This is a genomic window from Sulfuricurvum sp. (genome assembly GCF_049587615.1).
GTDB lineage: Bacteria > Campylobacterota > Campylobacteria > Campylobacterales > Sulfurimonadaceae > Sulfuricurvum.
Window position 1 is genome coordinate 1 of the sequence record NZ_JBAVEF010000025.1, and the last position, 18917, is coordinate 18917.

The 18917-nt window shown below is 46.4% G+C and carries 20 protein-coding genes and 1 other RNA gene; 2 read left to right on the forward strand and 19 right to left on the reverse strand.

The genetic code is table 11. The annotated features are described in order from the left end of the window. Window positions 1-302, forward strand: a 302-nt coding sequence (locus WB308_RS04700; protein WP_424189507.1) for a flagellin, incomplete at its 5' end; no start/stop codon positions are given. Window positions 303-393: 91 nt separating this feature from the next. Here the strand turns inward: WB308_RS04700 and WB308_RS04705 are convergent. The 17 genes from WB308_RS04705 to WB308_RS04785 all read right to left on the reverse strand — a co-directional run bounded on the left by WB308_RS04705 (window position 394) and on the right by WB308_RS04785 (window position 17889). Beyond that, window positions 394-2373 carry a motility associated factor glycosyltransferase family protein gene (locus WB308_RS04705; RefSeq protein ID WP_424189509.1) on the reverse strand — a complete coding sequence of 660 codons (1980 nt, stop codon included), beginning with the start codon at window positions 2371-2373 and terminating at the stop codon, window positions 394-396. Next, complete coding sequence (locus WB308_RS04710; protein WP_424189511.1) at window positions 2363-3724, reverse strand: amidase; 1362 nt, start codon at window positions 3722-3724, stop codon at window positions 2363-2365. The genes WB308_RS04705 and WB308_RS04710 overlap by 11 nt, the downstream gene beginning before the upstream one ends. After that, window positions 3721-4854 (reverse strand): N-acetyl sugar amidotransferase, encoded by a 1134-nt coding sequence (locus tag WB308_RS04715; protein ID WP_424189513.1) that lies wholly within the window; start codon window positions 4852-4854, stop codon window positions 3721-3723. Before WB308_RS04715 ends, WB308_RS04710 begins: the two co-directional genes overlap by 4 nt. Next, window positions 4851-5393, reverse strand: a complete 543-nt coding sequence (locus WB308_RS04720; RefSeq protein WP_424189515.1) for a GNAT family N-acetyltransferase — start codon at window positions 5391-5393, stop codon at window positions 4851-4853. The genes WB308_RS04715 and WB308_RS04720 overlap by 4 nt, the downstream gene beginning before the upstream one ends. Continuing rightward, on the reverse strand, window positions 5390-6688 hold the full coding sequence (locus WB308_RS04725; RefSeq protein ID WP_424189517.1) for a DegT/DnrJ/EryC1/StrS family aminotransferase: 1299 nt from the start codon (window positions 6686-6688) through the stop codon (window positions 5390-5392). The genes WB308_RS04720 and WB308_RS04725 overlap by 4 nt, the downstream gene beginning before the upstream one ends. Further along, entirely contained in the window at window positions 6685-7650 is a 966-nt protein-coding gene (locus WB308_RS04730; protein WP_424189519.1) for a Gfo/Idh/MocA family protein, read from the reverse strand. The genes WB308_RS04725 and WB308_RS04730 overlap by 4 nt, the downstream gene beginning before the upstream one ends. Further along, entirely contained in the window at window positions 7651-8646 is a 996-nt protein-coding gene (locus WB308_RS04735; protein WP_424189521.1) for a hypothetical protein, read from the reverse strand. After that, the gene (gene pseI, locus WB308_RS04740) at window positions 8643-9677 is read right to left on the reverse strand and encodes a pseudaminic acid synthase (protein WP_424189523.1); all 1035 of its coding nucleotides are present in this window, start codon (window positions 9675-9677) and stop codon (window positions 8643-8645) included. The genes WB308_RS04735 and pseI overlap by 4 nt, the downstream gene beginning before the upstream one ends. Further along, entirely contained in the window at window positions 9674-10141 is a 468-nt protein-coding gene (gene pseH, locus WB308_RS04745; protein WP_424189525.1) for a UDP-4-amino-4,6-dideoxy-N-acetyl-beta-L-altrosamine N-acetyltransferase, read from the reverse strand. The genes pseI and pseH overlap by 4 nt, the downstream gene beginning before the upstream one ends. Beyond that, the gene (pseG, locus tag WB308_RS04750) at window positions 10107-11012 is read right to left on the reverse strand and encodes a UDP-2,4-diacetamido-2,4,6-trideoxy-beta-L-altropyranose hydrolase (RefSeq protein WP_424189527.1); all 906 of its coding nucleotides are present in this window, start codon (window positions 11010-11012) and stop codon (window positions 10107-10109) included. The genes pseH and pseG overlap by 35 nt, the downstream gene beginning before the upstream one ends. Then, window positions 10967-11656: a pseudaminic acid cytidylyltransferase gene (gene pseF, locus WB308_RS04755; RefSeq protein ID WP_424189529.1), complete on the reverse strand. Its 690-nt coding sequence runs from the start codon at window positions 11654-11656 to the stop codon at window positions 10967-10969. The genes pseG and pseF overlap by 46 nt, the downstream gene beginning before the upstream one ends. 10 nt (window positions 11657-11666) lie before the next feature. Further along, on the reverse strand, window positions 11667-12794 hold the full coding sequence (pseC, locus tag WB308_RS04760; RefSeq protein ID WP_424189531.1) for a UDP-4-amino-4,6-dideoxy-N-acetyl-beta-L-altrosamine transaminase: 1128 nt from the start codon (window positions 12792-12794) through the stop codon (window positions 11667-11669). Between the two features lie 97 nt (window positions 12795-12891). After that, entirely contained in the window at window positions 12892-13899 is a 1008-nt protein-coding gene (gene pseB / locus WB308_RS04765) for a UDP-N-acetylglucosamine 4,6-dehydratase (inverting) (protein WP_424189533.1), read from the reverse strand. Window positions 13900-13950: 51 nt separating this feature from the next. Further along, a complete protein-coding gene (gene fliD / locus WB308_RS04770) occupies window positions 13951-15357 on the reverse strand; it encodes a flagellar filament capping protein FliD (RefSeq protein ID WP_424189535.1) in 1407 nt (468 codons plus the stop codon). 84 nt (window positions 15358-15441) lie between these two features. Continuing rightward, window positions 15442-16131, reverse strand: a complete 690-nt coding sequence (locus tag WB308_RS04775) for an SDR family oxidoreductase (protein WP_424189537.1) — start codon at window positions 16129-16131, stop codon at window positions 15442-15444. Next, entirely contained in the window at window positions 16113-17132 is a 1020-nt protein-coding gene (locus WB308_RS04780) for an SPL family radical SAM protein (RefSeq protein WP_424189539.1), read from the reverse strand. The genes WB308_RS04775 and WB308_RS04780 overlap by 19 nt, the downstream gene beginning before the upstream one ends. Next, window positions 17101-17889: a hypothetical protein gene (locus WB308_RS04785; RefSeq protein WP_424189541.1), complete on the reverse strand. Its 789-nt coding sequence runs from the start codon at window positions 17887-17889 to the stop codon at window positions 17101-17103. The genes WB308_RS04780 and WB308_RS04785 overlap by 32 nt, the downstream gene beginning before the upstream one ends. A 59-nt stretch (window positions 17890-17948) precedes the next feature. Between WB308_RS04785 and ffs the strand changes: the two genes are divergently transcribed. After that, window positions 17949-18046: signal recognition particle sRNA small type (ffs, locus tag WB308_RS04790), an RNA gene on the forward strand. Between the two features lie 31 nt (window positions 18047-18077). Here ffs and WB308_RS04795 read toward each other — a convergent pair. Both WB308_RS04795 and WB308_RS04800 read right to left on the reverse strand, forming a co-directional pair. Beyond that, window positions 18078-18311, reverse strand: a complete 234-nt coding sequence (locus WB308_RS04795) for a hypothetical protein (protein WP_424189543.1) — start codon at window positions 18309-18311, stop codon at window positions 18078-18080. 37 nt (window positions 18312-18348) lie between these two features. Beyond that, window positions 18349-18897: a ribonuclease HII gene (locus tag WB308_RS04800; protein ID WP_424189545.1), complete on the reverse strand. Its 549-nt coding sequence runs from the start codon at window positions 18895-18897 to the stop codon at window positions 18349-18351. Between the last annotated feature and the right edge of the window lie 20 nt (window positions 18898-18917).

Here is an 18917-nt window from a genome sequence, read left to right on the forward strand (position 1 = left end):
GTGCCGGTGTGACAACGTTGAAAGGGGCGATGGCGGTTATGGATATTGCCGAGTCAGCGCAAAAATTGCTTAGCCGTATCCGTTCCGATTTAGGTTCGGTTCAGAGCCAGCTGGTTTCTACTGTCAACAATATTTCAGTAACGCAGGTTAACGTTAAAGCAGCGGAATCACAAATTCGTGATGTCGACTTTGCGGAAGAATCAGCAAACTTTAATAAATACAACATTCTTGCCCAATCGGGTTCATATGCGATGAGTCAGGCGAATGCTGTTCAGCAGAATGTTCTGAAGTTATTGCAATAATTTTTGATACTTCTTTAAAAATATCTCTTACATTGCCCTAGGTGGGCAATGTAAATTATATGCCTTCCACTTTCCACTTTAGGAAAACTTATTACTCTTTTGAATCAGACCCGCTCCCTCTAGCTACACACTCTTTTTTTATAGGCAAAACGATTCGTTGCTTAATCTCTGCAGGCCAGGTATCTACTGCACGTATAATAATTTCCCGTGCTGCATCGATTTGACCGGCAAAAGAAAAAAGCCAGTATCGATGGGCCATAACCCATTCAAGAAGTTTTGCTTTTTTACTCTCTTCATCAGTGATGGTTTTTGCTTGAATCATTGAGAAATCTATTTCAAAATGGAGAAGTGAAGATTGAAGAGCAGAAAAATACATTTGTTCAAATTGTGGGTCGTCCGTAAATCCCTTCACTTCGTCAATACTGTCTATCAATTCAAGCAGTTCATCCAATTTTATTTTTTCAAGCTCGTTTGCATCGTTATGTTTTACGAAACGTTCACATGCGTGTTGAACCTTCAAAAAAACTTTTTCAATAAGTTCTTGCTTTTCTACAGAATCAGAAAGCCAAAAATTTATTTTATCAACGATGATATCAAGATAGGTTTCGGTTTCTTCGGGCAATGTAGGATCAAGGTGAAAATGGTCTTTAGGGCGGGTTGTGTCGATAAGCGTTTCAATGACTTCGCTAAATGGCATCTCAATCGCACCCGGGATACGAGCACCCCCCTCGGTTGAATTAATGGTACGGGTATCCGGATCTTGCTGCGCTATGCTTTTTTCAAAGCTGTTCTTGAACATATTCCAATACTGTGTTGTCCGAATTTCGCCGTTTCCGCCATATTTTTCAGTATAGAAATCATGTTTACTGGCATCTTCTTCGTTAATACCAAAGGTATGATCATCGGCATGAGAGGTATCATCTTCACCAAAAGCCAAATCCTGGCCTATGAGGACAATATTTTTAAAGTTCAGAGCCAGTCCAAGTTCATGCGCCAGATTGGCAGCACTCATTCCTCCTCCTAGATAACCGTATTTATGCAGTCCGAAATATTGGGTATATCCGTGGGGGCGCATTTGCAACACTAATCTACCTCCTCTGATGGCATTAATAACGTCTTCGTGGGCGATGGAAACACATACGAACATAACATCATCTTGAAATTCTTTGGAATTATTTTTGAAAAAATTGGCTGTTTCCGGGATTCGTTCGAGTATGGTAACAAAGTCGGGTTTTATCCCATGCTTTTCAAGAATGGGAAAGCTGGCATCGACACTGATTATGGTGACATAATCTTGAATCTTTTTTAGTAATGGCAATTGCTTCGTCAAACTGGGCCCAGTCGAGACAACAATTGCGGTATCCGGATGTTTTTGACCGAGAAGATCAGTAATTTTCGGCCCTTTGACCATCGCCGGGAGATTTTTAATATGGTGCTCAATTCCCATAAGTGTATCAATCGAACAATTACCATACCCGATAATGGTTGATTCAAAGGCTTTGCTCATAATGGACACGACCTCTTTCATCTCATCAGCATAAAATTGTTCGTAATAGGGAGAAGTCGTTTCAAGTGCAAAAAGTTTGGCATAAAACTGCGACTGTGAATTATATAGATAATGGTGTGCCTGCGGATATGTAAAAAACTCGACACTCTCCAATACGAGTTTACCTGCGATGATAGATTCTGAAAAATCCATCATATGCATAAGAATATAATAGAGTTCAATATTAGGTTCGATAACAATGATTCTGGAAATTTGAGGATCTTTGAGAAGCATCTGGATTACGAGACCGTTTCCGATTCCAAAAAAATAGCGATACGGAAGCTGATAGTCTTTACGAAAATTTTCTACCATCGCTACAGCATCTTGAGTCGGATTTTCATAAAAAATGATCCCTTTTTCCATATCAACAAGATTGATATCAGCAGGATCTTTACCTTGGTATACTTCGAAGCGACTATTTTCCTCGATAACAAAAAGTCGGGCCGCGAGGCGGGAATTTGTATGAAAGAGAGCCTGTAAATTTTTTTCAAAAATAGGGTCAAGGCGTTTTGTATTATCGTTCATTTGGTATAAGTCCTTCTAATTTTGGTGTAATGGATATGGTTTTACGAATAATATTGATTTTTTCGAGTAATGATGCAAACTCTAGAAGTGTTTTGTCGTGATATTTCCGGGCGATCAGATTGATCCCAATCGGTAGTCCATTGGAACCTTGCAATGCGGGTACCGTGATGATTGGGAGCCCCAAATAGGTCCAAATGAGATTGGAATCGGGAATATCGGGGGTTGTAAGTCCTATCGGAGCTTCATCGGCGGTGGCAAGGGTGATTAAAAGATCATAAGAATCCATCCATGTGTCAAATTCGCGTGTTTCACGGGACTGTTTTTCGAGAGCTTCTTGGTATTGCTCTTTTGAAATAGTAAGCCCTTCCTGGATAATATTGTAAAAAATGGGGCTCATAAGTTCATGGTTGGCGTATTCGTCTTTGAAATAGTAGGCGAGTGATTTGTCATAGATGCATTGATGGGTTGCATGAATGGTATCACAAAACGGGGGGAGTGTGACCTCTTCGAACTTTAGTCTCGGATCTTTTATCCTTTCGCACCATTGTGCAAATTGCTCTTTAGCGTATGGAGATGCCTCCTCCCAACGCGGGTGTTTGACAATCCCGATACGATAGATTTTATCCGGGTTGGGGGAATAATGATCAATATATCGGTGGACAAATTCATAGTTTTCACCATGTACACGGGAAGCTTCGAACATCAAACTCAAATCCTCAACGCTGCGGCTGAAAAATCCGAGGGTATCGAGGGAATCGGTTGTTTTGAGAACTCCGATACGGGGCAGCACTCCGAAAGTCGGTTTGAATCCGTAGATACCGCAATAGCTGGCAGGTCGGCCGATCGATCCGGCGGTTTGCGACCCTAGAGCTAGCGGAACCATTCCGGTCGCGACGGCAACGGCTGAACCGCTCGAAGAGGTTCCGGGAGAGCGGGCAAGATCATGGGGGTTACGGGTTTTGTCCTGATAGTGGACGGCAAACTCTGCGGTAACGGTTTTGCCCAGCATAATGGCACCTGAGCGACGGAGATAGTGGATAAGACGTGCGTCATTGCCGGGGGTGAAATCGCGCCACAGGGGTGAGCCCATTTGTGTCGGCATGTCGAATGTATTATAGATGTCTTTGACCCCGATAGGGATACCGTAAAGGGGATAATCTTCTTGGGCGTAGCCACCGATTTTTGTGAGTTGTGCTTCTATTGCCTCTTCGTCGAAATATTCCCAGGCATTGACTTGGGGATCGATTTCTCGGATTCTTTGGATGCAGCTTTGCGCGATCTCTTTGGGGGTGATCGCTTTTGATCTGAGTTGTTCTAATAATTCGGTCGCGGTGTAATCGGTTAGGTTCATCGGCTCTCTCTAAATTTTCCCTGACGCATCGCTTTGAGGACATTGGTGTACTCCTCTTCGGTGATGTTGGCCATATCTAAAAATTCGTCCAGATAGGCGGGACGTTGCTGGTCGTATTTTTTGGCGATCTCAAACCCCTCTTCACGGGTAAGCAATCCGGCACGTACATCGGCGCTCGCCTGATCGGTTCCCCGCCCGAATCCCCGTTTGACATATTTCATATGATCGTGGAGGGTTTCAAATTTGCATTCGTTTCCTTTGAACCCTTTGTAGTGTCCCGGACGGTGCTCTTCACGCCAATCATACTCTTTTTTGATGAACTCCATCTGACGCTCATCATCCCAAAAGAGGTAATCGCCCAGATGCAGGCCGACGACACCGACACGTTCGATATCCTCAAAACTCGGGAGCTCAAACGGTTTGAGGTCTTTGCGGGTGATCTCCTCATCGATCATCTGTTCAGGGTAGAGTTTTGCCGAGACTTTAGTGAAATAGTCACGGTCGAATTTTTGGACGTTATCCCGAAAATCGGCACGACCGCTGCTTTCACATACCGATTCCCCCCAGATGAGGAGGGGAATGTTGAATTTGACGGCGATTTGAAGCGGGAATGCCCCCACCCCCGCATGACAATGCCAGCAGGAGTCACCGATCTTGTAAAACGATTTGACAAACAGTTTTTTGACCAAAGCTTTGTTGGGGGTGAACATGATGTGATCGATTTCGAGTTTTTCTAATGCGTTATCGAGATTGTATTTACCCGTTTCGGAGTACCAGTTATGGTTGAAAGTGACGGCGAGGGGTTTCATTCCGTACACTTTTTTGAGGACATGGAGCTGAAAAACGCTGTCTTTACCTCCGCTGATCGGGATAATACAGTCGTAGTTATCCCCCGCTTTTTCTTTATAGCTCTCGAGTGTCTCCCGTAAAACGGCTTCGCTTTTTTTCCAGTTAATTCGCATTTTTTGCTCTTGAGCACGGCAGGCTAAGCATATTCCGAGCTCATCGAACTGCATTCCCTCATTTGAGCTGGGCATACAGCAGCGGGTGCAATATTGAAGATAATCTTTGTAAAGAGGTTCGCCATAGCTGGTTGAGGGGGTATCGGTAAAAGTTGTTTGTTTGGTCATTCTGGCTCCTTTTTAGAGATTGTAGTGAGTAAACCGTATTCCACTACATCGGCAAATTTTCCATTTTTAAAAACGGCTTCACGCCGCCGTCCTTCTTCGCTCATCCCAAGCTTCAATGCCAAGTGTTGCATGGCAATATTTTCGATGTGGGTTCCGCAATAAATCCGATGAAGCTTCAATGTATGAAAAGCATGATCAAGGAGAAGTTTCCCTGCCTCATATCCGATCCCTTTTCCGTAAGCGGAAGGCTCGCCGATCAAAATGGCGAACTCGGCACTTTGGTTTTTCGATGAGATTTGCTGAAGGGCTATATTGCCGACATGGCGGTTGTCTTTTCGCAAACAGATGGCAAAAACAGCGTAGGCTGGATTGTCGGTCACGCTGGAAATATAGGCTTGAGCCATTTCCCGTGTATACGTGATATCACCGTGCGAATTGTATCGGCATACGTCAGGATCGTTGAGCCAATGAGGATAATTTCCTCTCGCATCCCTCTCTTCAATCGGCCGTAAATATAGGTGTTCTCCCTCTAATCTCATAAAAGCTCCGCTTTGTTGTCCCACACTTTTTGAAAGGCGCTCACGACATCGTCCATATCGCTTTTGGTCATCCCCGGGCGCATAAACTCATGGGTGACGAGGCGATGATAGTGCATCTCTTCGGTTATCGGACAGAGCCCTTGGGGGTAGGTGACGTTACTGAGGCTAAACGGATAGCCGTCGCGTCCGAAAGCGATCCGTTCTTGATAGAGCGGCTGTAAATAGAGCGGTTTGACATAGCCGTAACTGAGCAGTACCGTCGATTCTTCCCGCAGAAGGGTGGGCGGGAGTTCAGCTTTGATGGCATCGATGAAACGGTTGCGGTGCATTCCGGCGATCTCGGCGTCGAATTGGAGCGGATGGACGTAAAAGGCGTGTTTCGCTCCCTCTCTGATTTTAGTGGGCAGAATACAGGGGATTTGCGCCAGTTGTTCATTGAGGTAGGCGGTATTTTCTAAACGCTGCTCCAGTAACGTAGGGAGTTTTTTGAGCTGGCATCGGGCAATGGCCGCTTCGATTTCGGTCATTCGGTAGTTGAAACCGACCATGTTGATGAGTTCGCTTCTATCCTGAATTCCTTTAGCGGAGAGGACCGCTTCGGCGTGGTTGCGGATGAGACGGAGTTTTTCAGCGAGGGTATCGTCATCGGTAACGATGATCCCCCCCTCTCCGGTATGGATATGTTTGTGGTAATTGAGTGAATAGATCCCGATATCTCCGAGGGTTCCCGCGTATTTATCGCCTAACATCGCACCGGGAGCCTGAGCGGTGTCTTCGATCACGTACAGATTATGTTTCTTGGCAATGGCATTGATCGCATCGCGATCATACGGCTGACCGAAAATATCGACGATGATGATCGCTTTGGTGCGGGGGGTGATTTTGGCTTCAATGCTTTTAGGATCGAGGCAGTAGTACTCCTCTTCGATATCGGCAAAAATCGGAATCGCACCGTAGACGAGGGCGGCGGTTGCGGAAGCGCTCATCGTGTAGGCGGAGACGATGATCTCATCCCCCGGACTGATCCCGCAGGCTCCGACGGCGGCATAGAGTCCTGATGTTGCGGAGTTGACACTGATCGCATGTTTGACGCCGAAATAGGCCGCCCATTCCGATTCAAGGGCACGTACTTCCGGCCCGCCGTAAAAATCAGCGTGCCATGTTCCCAGATAGGTGGAGAGTTTACCGCTGCGCAGTACCCGAAGGGCGGCTTCTTCTTCTTCGGTTCCGATTGTATTGTAGGCGGGGAAAGGGGTCGTGCGGAGTTTGGCTCCGCCGTTAATGGCTAGTTTCATGCAAGGTTCTCTTTGTTGAAAGTTTTAAAAATCATTTTGTGCAGGTGCAGGTGCTCTTTGAGAATAGCCCTGCACACGTTATCGCTTTCTCGCAGTAAAAATTCGAGAGAATGGAGAGCATAACGGGATAAATCGGTTTGGATAGTTTCGGTGAGCTCAAGGGTAAAATACCCCTCATAGTGGGGTGAGGGAATTTTCGACAAAATTTCGATTCGTTGTCCCCCGTCGATGATTTTAATCACACTGTTTTCATACCATAGGGTCAGTTCAAAAAATGAGTATCCCGGATCGTTGAGTACGTTCACCACTCCGTGTACCCGATCGAAACCAACCGCAAAGTCTCCACACAGATCCCCATCCACGCGTTGGGCGTAAATCGGAGTAAGCGCCGTGATCTTTCCGAAAAAATGGGTTAAAACTCCGAGGAGATGGGAGCCGTTATGGAGAAGCCCCTTGGTACAGGTTCCGCTAAAGCCTAGGATGTGTCCGAATTCTCCTGCACGCAGCCGATCGGAGAGGGCAATAAAAGAAGGGTTATAGCGGCGCATCAGATGAATCAGTATTTTTTTAGGGGTCTGTTTAAGCACTTTTTTGAGCAGCCGAAATTCTTTGGCGGTAGCGACCAGCGGTTTTTCACAAAGGATAGAGAAGCAATCAGGACGTTCCAGCAGCGTTAACAGATGTTCAGCGTGTTGTGCGGTCGATGAAGCGATGGAAGCGATCTCAAAGGTAGAATCCTCGGGTACATGTTCAAGAGAAGTGTAACATGTGATCTTTCCCCATTTTTTTTGAAACAGAAGGACATTCGTCTCGTACGGTTCGCAAATGGCGATGAGTTTTGTGTCCGGAGACACAGCATACGCGTGCGCGTGGCTGCTGATCGCTTCGGAATCGGGAGAATCGATCAACCCCCCGATACTGCCGGCGCCGATAATAAGTGCGTTAAGGGGTGTCGTTCCCATTTAATCAGCCTTCGTAACAATCTGTAGGAAGGAAGCAAAATCCATACCGAATTCATCCATAGGAAGAGGGCAAGGCATCAGCAGTTCCGGGCGGAAATCGTTTAAATCCTTTAATTGTCTCTCGGAAGGCAAAGGGAGGAGAAAATCACGTGTTGCGGAAGGGAGGTAGGAGATAACCGGTTTTTCCAAAAGCGCCGCGATATAAAGCGCCATCGTGTCAAATCCGATAATCATTCTAGCCCTCATGAGCTCGTCTATCAGATCTTCGGAGTGGGCGTCGTGGATCTGAACAAGGATATGAGGATAGCGTTGGCAAAGGGATTCATAGTTCGAAGAGGTCTCGCTGGGGTGGAGACGGATAATGAGGGTTTGACATGCAAACTGCTCAAAGCGTTCCAAAATTTCCTGGAGTGCAGTGTATTGGGTAAATCCCCAGTACAGCGGATCGCCGTAGGTCCGCTCGGCAACGGCATCGGTCGGTTCGCTTAAAAACAAAAGATGATTCGATGCACTCACGGGATGTTTTAGGGCATCTTGGATGAGGTTTTGAAGATAGTAATTGGGCAGTTTTAGGAGATTTGGGAGAGCAAGCGATGCCGCAATCGTATACGCTTTTTCATCATGTACCGCGGTAAAGTCCCCCAGATTTCTTTCCCATCCCTGCTGCGGATATCCAAACCGTTCCCGATAGTTTGTCCAGTGATCCAGAAAGGCGACGGTAGGGATGCTGTGAACTCGGCAGTAGTCTACATAGGGGCGTTCACATGTATCCTGCCATCCGGTGCCGAAGAGGAGAAGATCAAGATGGAGCGCTTCGAGCTGTTCGTGCACATTTCCGATGGGGGAAAAGGTTAAAGCATGGCGTTCGCAAATCGTTGCCATAGGACTGGGAACCTTTGCAAAAATATGCCATGAGACGTGCTCTTGATACTCTTTTACCAGTGCACACAGCAGTTCAGAACTTCCGGCATCGTGAGAAACGACGGCAATCCTCATCGAATATGATCCCAAGCAAGAGGTGTCCCTTTCGGGGTATCGGAAACGAAGTGTTTTCCCAAAACAGCAGGGAGGTTTTTGGGTGCCATTCCAAATCCTGGGCGGACGGAGCGGACATTGCGCTCGGTGACGATCTCTCCGGCTTTGACATCTTCGGCCACAAAGAGGCTGCGGGAAAATTCGCGCGATTTGAGGCTTTTAGCGGAGAGTTCATACGTCACTTTCCCCATCAATTTTTCGGTATCGCGCACGGCATCTACCATCGCCCGAAATTCGGCAGGCTCCAAACTAAACGCACTGTCGGCTCCCCCCATGCCGCGATCCAAAATAAAATGTTTCTCGATGACCCGCGCTCCGAGGGCAACGGCGGCTACGGGTGCGCTCAGGCTCATCGTATGATCCGAAAGTCCCACAGTAACGTCGAAACGCTCCCGCATATCGGCGATCGTGAGGAGATTCATCTCCTCGAGGGCCGCCGGATAGGCTGAGGTGCATTTGAGGAGGGTAATTTGATCGTTCCGGGAGCGGCGGCATGCTTCCAGTGCCTCTTCGATGTCGCTAAGGGTCGCAATGCCCGTTGAAATAATAATCGGTTTACCTTTTGCGGCAGTGTATTCGATCAGAGGAATATCGGTGATCTCAAAACTGGCGATTTTATACGCCGGAACCTCGAGCTTGGAGAGAAAATCGACGGCACTGGGGTCAAAAGGGGATGAAAATGCCTCCATCCCCAAATTTTTGGCGTGGTTGAAGAGTTGCTCATGCCACTCCCACGGGGTCATTGCCTCTGCGTACAAGTCGTGAAATTTTCGTTTATCCCACAAGGTCCCCTGAGAAATGGTAAACATCTCGGTATCACAATCGAGGGTGATGGTACCGGGGGTATACGTTTGGAGTTTGATTGCGTCGGCACCCGCTTCTTTCATGGCGGTAATCGTTTTGAGTGCCGTTTCGAGCGAGCCGTTATGGTTGGCGGAGAGTTCGGCGATGATAAAAACTTTTTCGTTTAGGTTGTGGTTACCGATAGTCATAGGGTACGCTCCAGGGTGATCATTTCTCTACCGTTATAGGCGGTTCGACGGATTTCTACAAAATCGAATTTTTGGTACAAATCTTTAGCTTTCTCATTATCTGCAAAAACATTGGCGATAAGATGGGTCAGTTTGAGTGTCTCGTGTGCGTAATCGATCAAAGCAGACATCAATAGTTTGCCGACACCGTGAAGATCGGGATTGGCGTAGATCCCTAGCTCCGCTCCCGTCGCTGTAATATCCGTTAAATCGACCACACCGAGGTAATCCTGAGATCTTTGGAGTAAAAAATAGCGTTTATCGGATCGCTTTTTGAGAGATTGGACCAAACAGAGGTGTTCTTCCATGGAAATTTCATTGTCTCGGAGCATCCATTTACGAATATTTGGGTGATTGCGCCATGATAACACCAATGTTAGCTGCCCAGTATCAAGCGTTGTAAAATCGAGTAACTGCATCGGCATCCCATTCCTCCAAAACGACATAATTCTCTTTTTGTAAATAGTCAAACATATCTTTTTGATTAGACGCTGTTTGGACGGTGATACAGGGGACTCCCATAAAAAGGACTTCATGAACCATGACACTCGGGGGGATAATGGCTAAGCGGCTTTGATGGAGCAGTTGTGCCATACGTTTTGAATTTACCTCTAACGTTATGTTTATTTTTTCTTGAACAAAGGTTTTCAGTTCGCTCAGATGGGGGTTTCCCGAAGTAGTAACGACGCATATTCGGTAAGCATCGCTCAAGGTTTTTAGAATACGAAGTGTCGCATTGGTCGGGTCTGTCCCTCCCATGGAGAGGAAAATATCATAAATCTTTTCTCTTTTTCTCTGCTTTTCGGATCGAAACTCATCCCGTATCAGAGTATATTCGCCGCCGCATCGAAGAATGCAATGGGGAGGAACCAATCCTACATAACGGCTTTTATCGGCTGAGATATTATGGTTGAGGAGAATATCGCAATGATGTTTTTCGTACGTATCGTCCAAACACAGGATATTAACCCCTGTTTTCTCCTTGATTTTTCGCTCAAAAGCTTCATTGATACCGTAATGATCGATGATAAGGAGATCGATTTTATAAGCACGGATGAGAGGAATAAGTTCTTCGGGATCGTTTGATTTTAGGATGTGAACAGGATAGGGGATTTGATCGATGATATTTCCACTTAAATTTTGACAGGCAAAGAGGATTGCGGCATCGGGATACTGCTGTGCGAGAACGAGATCGCGCATAATATGCCCCAGCCCGATCGTACTCGAAGAATCGGCGCGAATAAGGAGATTCATACGGGAAAAAGGACTTGGTACATGAGCTCGGCGCGGATCCAATCTTCAGGTGTATCGATATCTTGAACCAAATGGCGAGGCAATACAATCGTTGTTGCCGCATCCGAGAAGATCGGTATTCCGCCGAGCCATGCTTCGGGCTTGCCCCAGTAAAACTGCCCGACATCATGGTAAGCTTCCGGCAGATCCTGGCTTCGGGTTGCAAAATGTTCCGGCCAGAACATTTCGATATTTCCCTCAACATCGCGCTTCACCCCTCGAAAAATAGGAAAAGGAAAGGTGGTGACGGGAAAGGCATAGCTTTTTTGATGATGGATTAGCGCTTCGTAGGCATGTTTAATGTCTTCAGCGCGGACAAACGGTGCGGTCGCATAGATACAACAGGCGGCATCGATTTGAGATCCCTCTTTTTGGAGTGTTTGAATCGCATGGGCGATAACAGGGATGGTAGCCGTATGATCATCACTGAGCTCTTTTGGACGGATAAACGGCACTTCCGCCCCGTAAGTACGGGCAACCTCTGCGATCTCTTCATCATCAGTGGTGACGATGATCCGATCGAACAGACCCGATTCTTGCGCCGCCTTGATACTGTGTGCCATAATCGGCAACCCGGCAAAGGGTTTGATGTTTTTGCGCGGTATCCGTTTACTACCGCCTCGGGCTGGAATGATAGCCACACGCATTGATTCTCCTTTAAAAACTACATCCGCGATGGGAATATTTTTCAATCACTTCCAGCACGGTATCGGCGACATAGAGCGCATCTTCCATGCTCATTTTTTGATGGCAGGGGATAGAGAGTTCACTTTTATAAAAGAGCTCACTACTAGGTAATCTAATCTCTCCAAAACGCTCTTTATAAAAACTGTTTTGGTATATGGGTTTATAGTGAACTTGTACCCCAACTCCTCTGTTTTGCAATTCCGTAAAAATTTCCTCTTTGAGACAATGCAGTTCAGGGTTTAGTAAAAGAGGGTAGAGATGGCGTGCACTTTGTTCGGTAGAATCGATGAGAATCGTAAAAAAGAGTTTGTGTCCTTGAAAGCGCTCATCGTAATACCGGGCAATATGGTTGCGGGTATTGATAAAGCGGTCCAATTTATGCAGCTGCGAGAGCCCCAGCGCGGCGGCAAATTCAGTCAGGCGAAAGTTATATCCCAAACTCACCATATCCGAATTCCAGAGTTGTTTCTTTATCACTCCGTGAGAACGAAACAGACGGAGTGCCCGGGCGAATTCTTCGTTATCGGTAACAACGGCGCCTCCCTCTCCGGTAGTGATCGGTTTTATGGCGTGGAAGCTGAAAATCGTCATATCGGCGAATGAGCCGATTTTTTGTCCGTTGAGATCACTTCCGAATGCATGGGATGAATCTTCAATCAGAACAAGAGAATGTTTTTTCGCAAGGGCTCCGATCGTCTGGATGGCAACGGGTTTTCCGGCAAAATCGACGGGGACGATCGCTTTTGTGCGTGGAGTGATGAGGGGCTCGATCAGGGTTTCGTCGATGTTTCCGTCCATTTTTATATCGCAAAATATCGGTTTTGCACCCAGTGCGACGGCCATATTGGAGGTTGCTACAAAACTGATCGGTGTGGTAATGATCTCATCTCCCTCCCCGATACCGCAGGCATCGTAGGCTGCATGCAAAGCCGAAGTAGCTGAATTAAAAGTGACGCAGTAACGTGCCCCGACATAACGGGCGATTGCCTCTTCGAACTCTTCGACTTTAGCACCCTGTGTGAGGTGAGAACCTTTTAGAATTTCCACAACGGCAGCAATGTCATCCTCTTCAATGAGCTGAGTCGAATACGGAAGCACGATTATTTCCTTTTATACGCCATCGGAATGCAATTCCGATGGACTACGTTAACACTATGTTCACTTCGGCAGTAAACCCAAGCAGAGAAATCTGTTTTCATTTCTCTTCACTTTGAGTGAGAGCAATTTTTTCTAATAACTCTTCAGGAGTGAGCCACTGGGTGTTTGTTTCAGAGCTGTATTTAAATCCATATTCGACAAGATGGCCTGTCTCTCCGCAGTTGTTTTTCGAAAAATCGGCATTTTCAGTAAATTGTATGGAAGGTTTAATGACATAGTGATCGTGAAATTCGAGAGTGAGATGAGAATCATCGCGTGGGCACATCACCTCATGCATTTTTTCTCCCGGTCGAATACCTACAATTTTATGGGGAAGATGCGGTGCTATTGCGCTGGCTACATCGATGACTTTCATCGAAGGGATTTTAGGAATAAATATCTCACCGCCGTGCATACGCTCAAAATTCTTGAGGACGAAGTCAACCCCCTCTTGCAGCGTAATCCAAAAACGGGTCATCCGTTCATCCGTTATCGGAAGTTCCATAGCCCCTTCGTTAATCAGTTTTTGAAAAAAGGGGACAACAGAACCGCGTGAACCTAAAACATTGCCGTAACGAACGACGGAAAAACGGATATCTTTTCCTCCCCGGATATTATTGGCGGCTACAAAGAGCTTATCACTAGCGAGTTTTGTGGCACCATAGAGGTTGATAGGGCTGGCGGCTTTATCGGTGGATAGGGCGATAACACGGCTAACACCGCAATGCAATGCGGCATCGATGACATTTTGAGCCCCGTTGATGTTGGTTTTGATACATTCCATGGGATTGTATTCAGCGATAGGAACGTGTTTAAGGGCCGCAGCGTGGACGACATAGTCAACGCCGTTCATCGCATTTTCCAAACGCTTTAAATCCCGCACATCTCCGATAAAATAGCGCATACACGGATCATTGAAACGTTGAGCCATTTCATATTGTTTGAGCTCGTCACGGGAATAAATAATGATTTTATTGGGTTGGTAGTGTTTTAAAATAGTTTTGACAAATTGTTTGCCAAAACTGCCGGTACCACCGGTAATAAGGATATTTTTTTCATTGAGCATTAGATGTCCTATCAGCCTAGATACTAGAGATAAGCAAGATTAATACCAATATTAGTTATTTGTTCCGTTGACCGCCATACTGATTTGCTGTTGGAGGGAACTGAACTGATTGTTTAAACGACTGATTAAGGAGTCATATCGGGCAAACCGGGCAGACATCACCTCGTATCGTGAATTCAACATAGCTTGGGCACTCTTTTTATTTTCATTAAGTGTTTTAAGTTCATTGGATGAGCTGGTAGTTAATGTCTCGATCATCCCTTTTACGCCGGTATAACGATCCAATAGAGAAGTCATAGAAGTGAATAAGCCATCGACACGCGTTGTACTTCCATTTGCATTGACAGTTGTCATACCGCTGAAAAAATTTTCTGCAAGCGTTGCATTTTCATTAAATTTGGAAGTAAATGTCGAACTGTTGAAACTCATTGTCCCTTCTTGACTGAGGTCGATGCCGAATTGTGCCAGAGATAGCCCCTTGCTATCAACCGATGTAACCAGCTGGTTGATTTCGCGGGTAATCAAATTGATAGAGCTGTCCCCGTTGAAAATACCCACTTTTCCAGCTTCTACATCGGTAGTGGTCATGCTGGTAAGTTGAGAGGTTAATGAGTTGTAATTTTGGACAAATGAACTCATCGCATCCGCAATGGCTTGTGTGTCTTGCACAATAGCAATATTGGTACTCCCGTTATCTCCAAGCAGATTGATCGTGACCCCGGGGGTAATATCGGAAATAACATTGCTGCTTCGTGTGAGCGTAATTCCGTTGTATTTAAAAGAGGCGTCCCGCGCCGCCTGAATCTCTTCCATTCCTGTTGGATTGGTCGCCGCATCATAGGCCAGCAACTTGGTATCGAGGGAACCCCCCACTGAATCGGTGAGGCTGATAGTTTGATTTACACCTGTTTGCACTGATGTCAAAACGAGACGATAATCATTGGTGCCTACCTGCAGTGTTGATGCTTTCACGCTGCTACCGGCAACACTGTTAATTGCATCTTTCAACTCACTTAATGTCGTTGCTGCTGTATAGTTGATATCGTACGTTGTACCGTTTATTGTCAACCCCATTGTTCCGGATCCAGTGGCAACGGTGCTGGTAAGTGCACTAAAAGTTCCTGATTCTTTGACATTGGCTAACGCCATTTGTGTATTCGAAATTGAAAACGATTGTGTTGCGACCCCTGAGTTTACCGTGACGCTGACGCTGGAATTATTCCCTGTGACACTTCTTTGTTGATAAAGACTACTGTCTCCCATTGCATCGACACTGCTCTTGAATGTTGTCATAAGACTGCCCAAAAGACTTAATGCGGCATCTTTTTGCTTTTGTAATGTTATTTTGCCGTCAATCGGCGTAATAAGTGACGCTGTATCAGCAGCTTTTAACTTATCAATAACGTCCGATGTCAAAACTCCAGATCCAAGTCCGAGTGAATTAATAGTACCAGCCATCACAAGCCCTTTTACATTATCATAATGGAATCTATATCGACCAAATGAGATAAATTTTTAATGACTAAAGCAAAAAAGGTTCCGTTACCGTTTCTTTGTAATCCCGAACCGCTGTGGGCGAATGGTAAGCTCGGTGATACTGAGCCCTTGACGCATCGAGAGGAGATTATGGACCGCTTCGGCGATATCCGAAGCAAACAGTTTCACCTCGTCACTTTCTCCCACTCCGAAGCGGAGATCCTCAAAAAACGGTGTTTCAGTCATATCGGGATTGATCGTCACAACGCTGACGCCGCTGTTACGCACTTCTTCGAACAGGGTGTGCCCGAAAGCATGCAAACCTGATTTGGTAGCGGTATAGAGAGCCGAAAATTTGGCATGGCGGGTTGCTTCGATACTGGTAATGTTGATAATGATCCCTTTCAACGCTTTGAGGGGGCGTAGCAACAGATTGGTGAGGAGTAGGGGTGCGGTGAGATTGACCGCGATCATCTCCGTGATGGTTTGTGGACTCAACTCTTCATGCGGTTCAAATCGACCGAATCCGGCACAGTTTATCAGTAGTTTTAAATCCTTGATGGCTAACAACTCTGTTTTGATCGTTTCGATCGCATCCGCTTTGCTCAAATCGCATTGGATATGTCGAAAAGCAGGATGTTCAATCTCACCCGATCGGCGGCTGAGTCCGATGACGTTATACCCTTCTTCGAGCAGCATCCGGCTAATGGCTTCCCCTATCCCGCTGCTGCTTCCTGTTACGATTGCCGTTGCCATGTTCGTATCCTTTCCATCGGTAGATAGTTTGTCGCTTTGGCCAAAAGGGTTTCTAAAATTTGCGTTTCAATCTTTTCAGGATAGGTCGCCATCTCATTATGTACCGTATAGGGATAAAATGCGACATCGCTGCGGCGAAGTTTTTTTAAAGAGCGGAGGTGGCTTTGCGACATCCGAAAACTTCCGAGGGTAAGCTGTTCAATCGTATCGGGATCAAGGGTAGCAAAAATCGTCTCTATCAGATTGGGGTAGAGGGTGTCAAATTGGTCGGTATAGATAACGGGATCGATGCACAGGCGCACCTTCCATCCTAATGCTATCGCTTCTCTCGCGGCACCTAAGCGTTTTTCGAGGGAGGGGGTAGCATGTTCGTACCGCTCGATGATCTCTTGGGGGGAGAGGGTCCACGCAAGGGTGACCCGCTCATTGGGAGAGATGTTTTTGAGTGCTCTGATATTGGCGCTTTTGGTACGGATTTCGAGATGGAGATGGTTCTGTTGTGCAGCAAATTCGAGCCACATCAACGTTTGGTGTGTTAGCGATTCAATGGCAAGGGTATCGGTGTCGTATGAGGTCGCTACGAGGGTATCGGATCCGAGGTAGGGGAGCAGCTGTGCAAAGGCATCTTCGAGGTTAACGAATAACACAGTGTTAGCCGATGGATAAAGTCCCTGCAAATAGCAGTAATCGCAGTCATACAGGCATCCCATGACACTTGAAGCGTAGAAAAACTGCTTATGGCCGAATCCGTCACTGTACTGGCTCCCCTCGTGGAGGAATTTCCCCTCTTTGCGGGCGAGGATCAGTTTTTTGGCACTGCTTTGAGCACCGAAGCTTTGGTTTGAACGGTTAAAAACTTCTTTGTAATGGTCGATTACAATGATGTGCGAAGCATCGAATTTCTCGATGAGCGTACGGGTATGAGGATGGTCCAGTACCCCTTTTTCAATGTAAAGATGGGAAAAGAGCTTAGGCGGTGAGGGTGGTGATGAGATCTTCAAGGAGTGCAGACCTTTCGCGTTTGGAATCGGGTATCGGCGTATTGGTCAGAGGGAGTGCATGGCTCGGATTTTTGAGCCGGGCGTAGCAGAGCGCATCTTCGAGAAGATTTCCCTGGCTTTTGGTAAAATGGGTTTTAAAGGCTTCGATTTCACCCTTTTCATCGTGTGTAAAGAGAGAATTTACAGTGTGGGCGGCACTGAGATTCCGGCACAAAGTATCGAGCGTGGAGAGATGGGAACGGATGAGATGAATCACCCCCTCTTTGGTAACCGTATCCGGAGTAAAATGATCGGAGACGATTTTCAGGTATCCCATTTGATGGAGTTTAAAAAATCGTGATGCTGCTTGAAAGACTCCGGAACTTTCCATATCGACAGGATAATGCGCTTCATCGGATTGAGGGGTATCGATACACAGCAGAGGGCTCTCGCGGAGAGGATGGGTATAGAGAATATCGGGATAATAGCGTCGGTTTCCCTCAATAATTTGGTGGATTACCAGCGCTTCACCTACGCGATAGGTGGAGGGTGCGCCGCAAATTCCGATATTGATCAAAATATCTTCCGGTTGAGGGATCCGCCATCCCAAAAGCGCGCTTACCGCCATAGCGGCGTTACTTTTACCCATTCCGGTGACGAGAAGCAAAACGCCATCTCCCGTATATAGGGTGTATGGGAGCACGCCATTGCGTTTGAGACGGTAGTGATCGCACAAAGCTCTGGCTTCGGCATCGAGGGCGGTGATGAGGTAAATCATGGAGTTATTATACCACCATCTTGCATTTACAGCTTCAAATGGCTATAATTCGACCAACTCTTCTAGACCTGTGCAAGGGTATGGACGGACAACGTGTCAGGGTAGGAATACAGCAGCACACCCGTTCATGTTTTGTGCCGCAGGTATCTGGAAGAGCCACTTCCCTTTTTTACAATTAATCATCCGAATTATTTTTCTTCTTCTCTGTATTGTCCGGCTTTACAACCTCCCGGCGCACTTGGCGGATTATCCCGTAAATAACATAAATCTTCATACGTTTGTTTCAGTACTTTGCTTTCCCGTAACAACGGCAGCATTTTCTCGTCTTTTTCAGTGAGTGAAAGGGATTGATTGTACAGCAATGCTTTAACTTCGGCATCGATCGCGGCCAGTGCCGCTTCAATATGGGTCAGTGATACCATAAACTCTCTTTTTTACGATTATTATAGCGATGAGGTTCTAAAACAAAGTTGGCTGCAGCGATTTAAGTTTAAACGTTTTGCGATGGATTTCACATTGCCCGTAGAGACGCAATGCTTCGATATGGGACGCGGTACCGTATCCTTTATGTCCATCAAATCCGTATTGAGGATACTGAAGTGCGAGCTCTTGCATTTCCCGGTCACGCGTTACTTTCGCTAAGATTGAAGCGGCACTTACTTCAGGAACCGTTGCATCGGCTTTTACCATCGTTCGTATACCGCTGACGCCGAATTTAGAATTACCGTCATACAGATAATCCGCTTCACCCAATACGCTCATGATCTCACGCAATCCTGCGGCCAAACATACGGAGAGTCCGAGTTCATCGATTTGCGCCACACTGAATCGTGCGATATGATAAACAGAGTTTCGAGTGATAATATCAAAGAGTTCTTCCCGTTTCTTCTCAGTCAGCTTTTTGGAGTCGTTGAGCCCTTCAATCGTCTGATGCAAGATGACTCCTGCGATGGTAAGTGGTCCGGCTAAAGGACCCCGTCCCGCCTCATCGATACCGCATAAGGGCATTTCTCTCCCTTTTTTAGATA

Bases quoted from the DNA above. Each gene is read 5' to 3' on its own strand.
- WB308_RS04800 (WP_424189545.1), bottom strand. From the start codon at position 18,897: ATGCCCTTATGCGGTATCGATGAGGCGGGACGGGGTCCTTTAGCCGGA.
- WB308_RS04725 (WP_424189517.1), bottom strand. From the start codon at position 6,688: ATGAAACTAGCCATTAACGGCGGAGCCAAACTCCGCACGACCCCTTTC.
- WB308_RS04705 (WP_424189509.1), bottom strand. From the start codon at position 2,373: ATGAACGATAATACAAAACGCCTTGACCCTATTTTTGAAAAAAATTTA.
- fliD (WP_424189535.1), bottom strand. From the start codon at position 15,357: ATGGCTGGTACTATTAATTCACTCGGACTTGGATCTGGAGTTTTGACA.
- WB308_RS04710 (WP_424189511.1), bottom strand. From the start codon at position 3,724: ATGAACCTAACCGATTACACCGCGACCGAATTATTAGAACAACTCAGA.
- WB308_RS04735 (WP_424189521.1), bottom strand. From the start codon at position 8,646: ATGAGGATTGCCGTCGTTTCTCACGATGCCGGAAGTTCTGAACTGCTG.
- WB308_RS04775 (WP_424189537.1), bottom strand. From the start codon at position 16,131: ATGGCAACGGCAATCGTAACAGGAAGCAGCAGCGGGATAGGGGAAGCC.
- WB308_RS04715 (WP_424189513.1), bottom strand. From the start codon at position 4,854: ATGACCAAACAAACAACTTTTACCGATACCCCCTCAACCAGCTATGGC.
- pseB (WP_424189533.1), bottom strand. From the start codon at position 13,899: ATGCTCAATGAAAAAAATATCCTTATTACCGGTGGTACCGGCAGTTTT.
- pseH (WP_424189525.1), bottom strand. From the start codon at position 10,141: ATGCCGATGCAGTTACTCGATTTTACAACGCTTGATACTGGGCAGCTA.
- WB308_RS04730 (WP_424189519.1), bottom strand. From the start codon at position 7,650: ATGGGAACGACACCCCTTAACGCACTTATTATCGGCGCCGGCAGTATC.
- WB308_RS04720 (WP_424189515.1), bottom strand. From the start codon at position 5,393: ATGAGATTAGAGGGAGAACACCTATATTTACGGCCGATTGAAGAGAGG.
- WB308_RS04785 (WP_424189541.1), bottom strand. From the start codon at position 17,889: ATGATTTACCTCATCACCGCCCTCGATGCCGAAGCCAGAGCTTTGTGC.
- pseI (WP_424189523.1), bottom strand. From the start codon at position 9,677: ATGACTATCGGTAACCACAACCTAAACGAAAAAGTTTTTATCATCGCC.
- WB308_RS04795 (WP_424189543.1), bottom strand. From the start codon at position 18,311: ATGGTATCACTGACCCATATTGAAGCGGCACTGGCCGCGATCGATGCC.
- pseF (WP_424189529.1), bottom strand. From the start codon at position 11,656: ATGCGTGTGGCTATCATTCCAGCCCGAGGCGGTAGTAAACGGATACCG.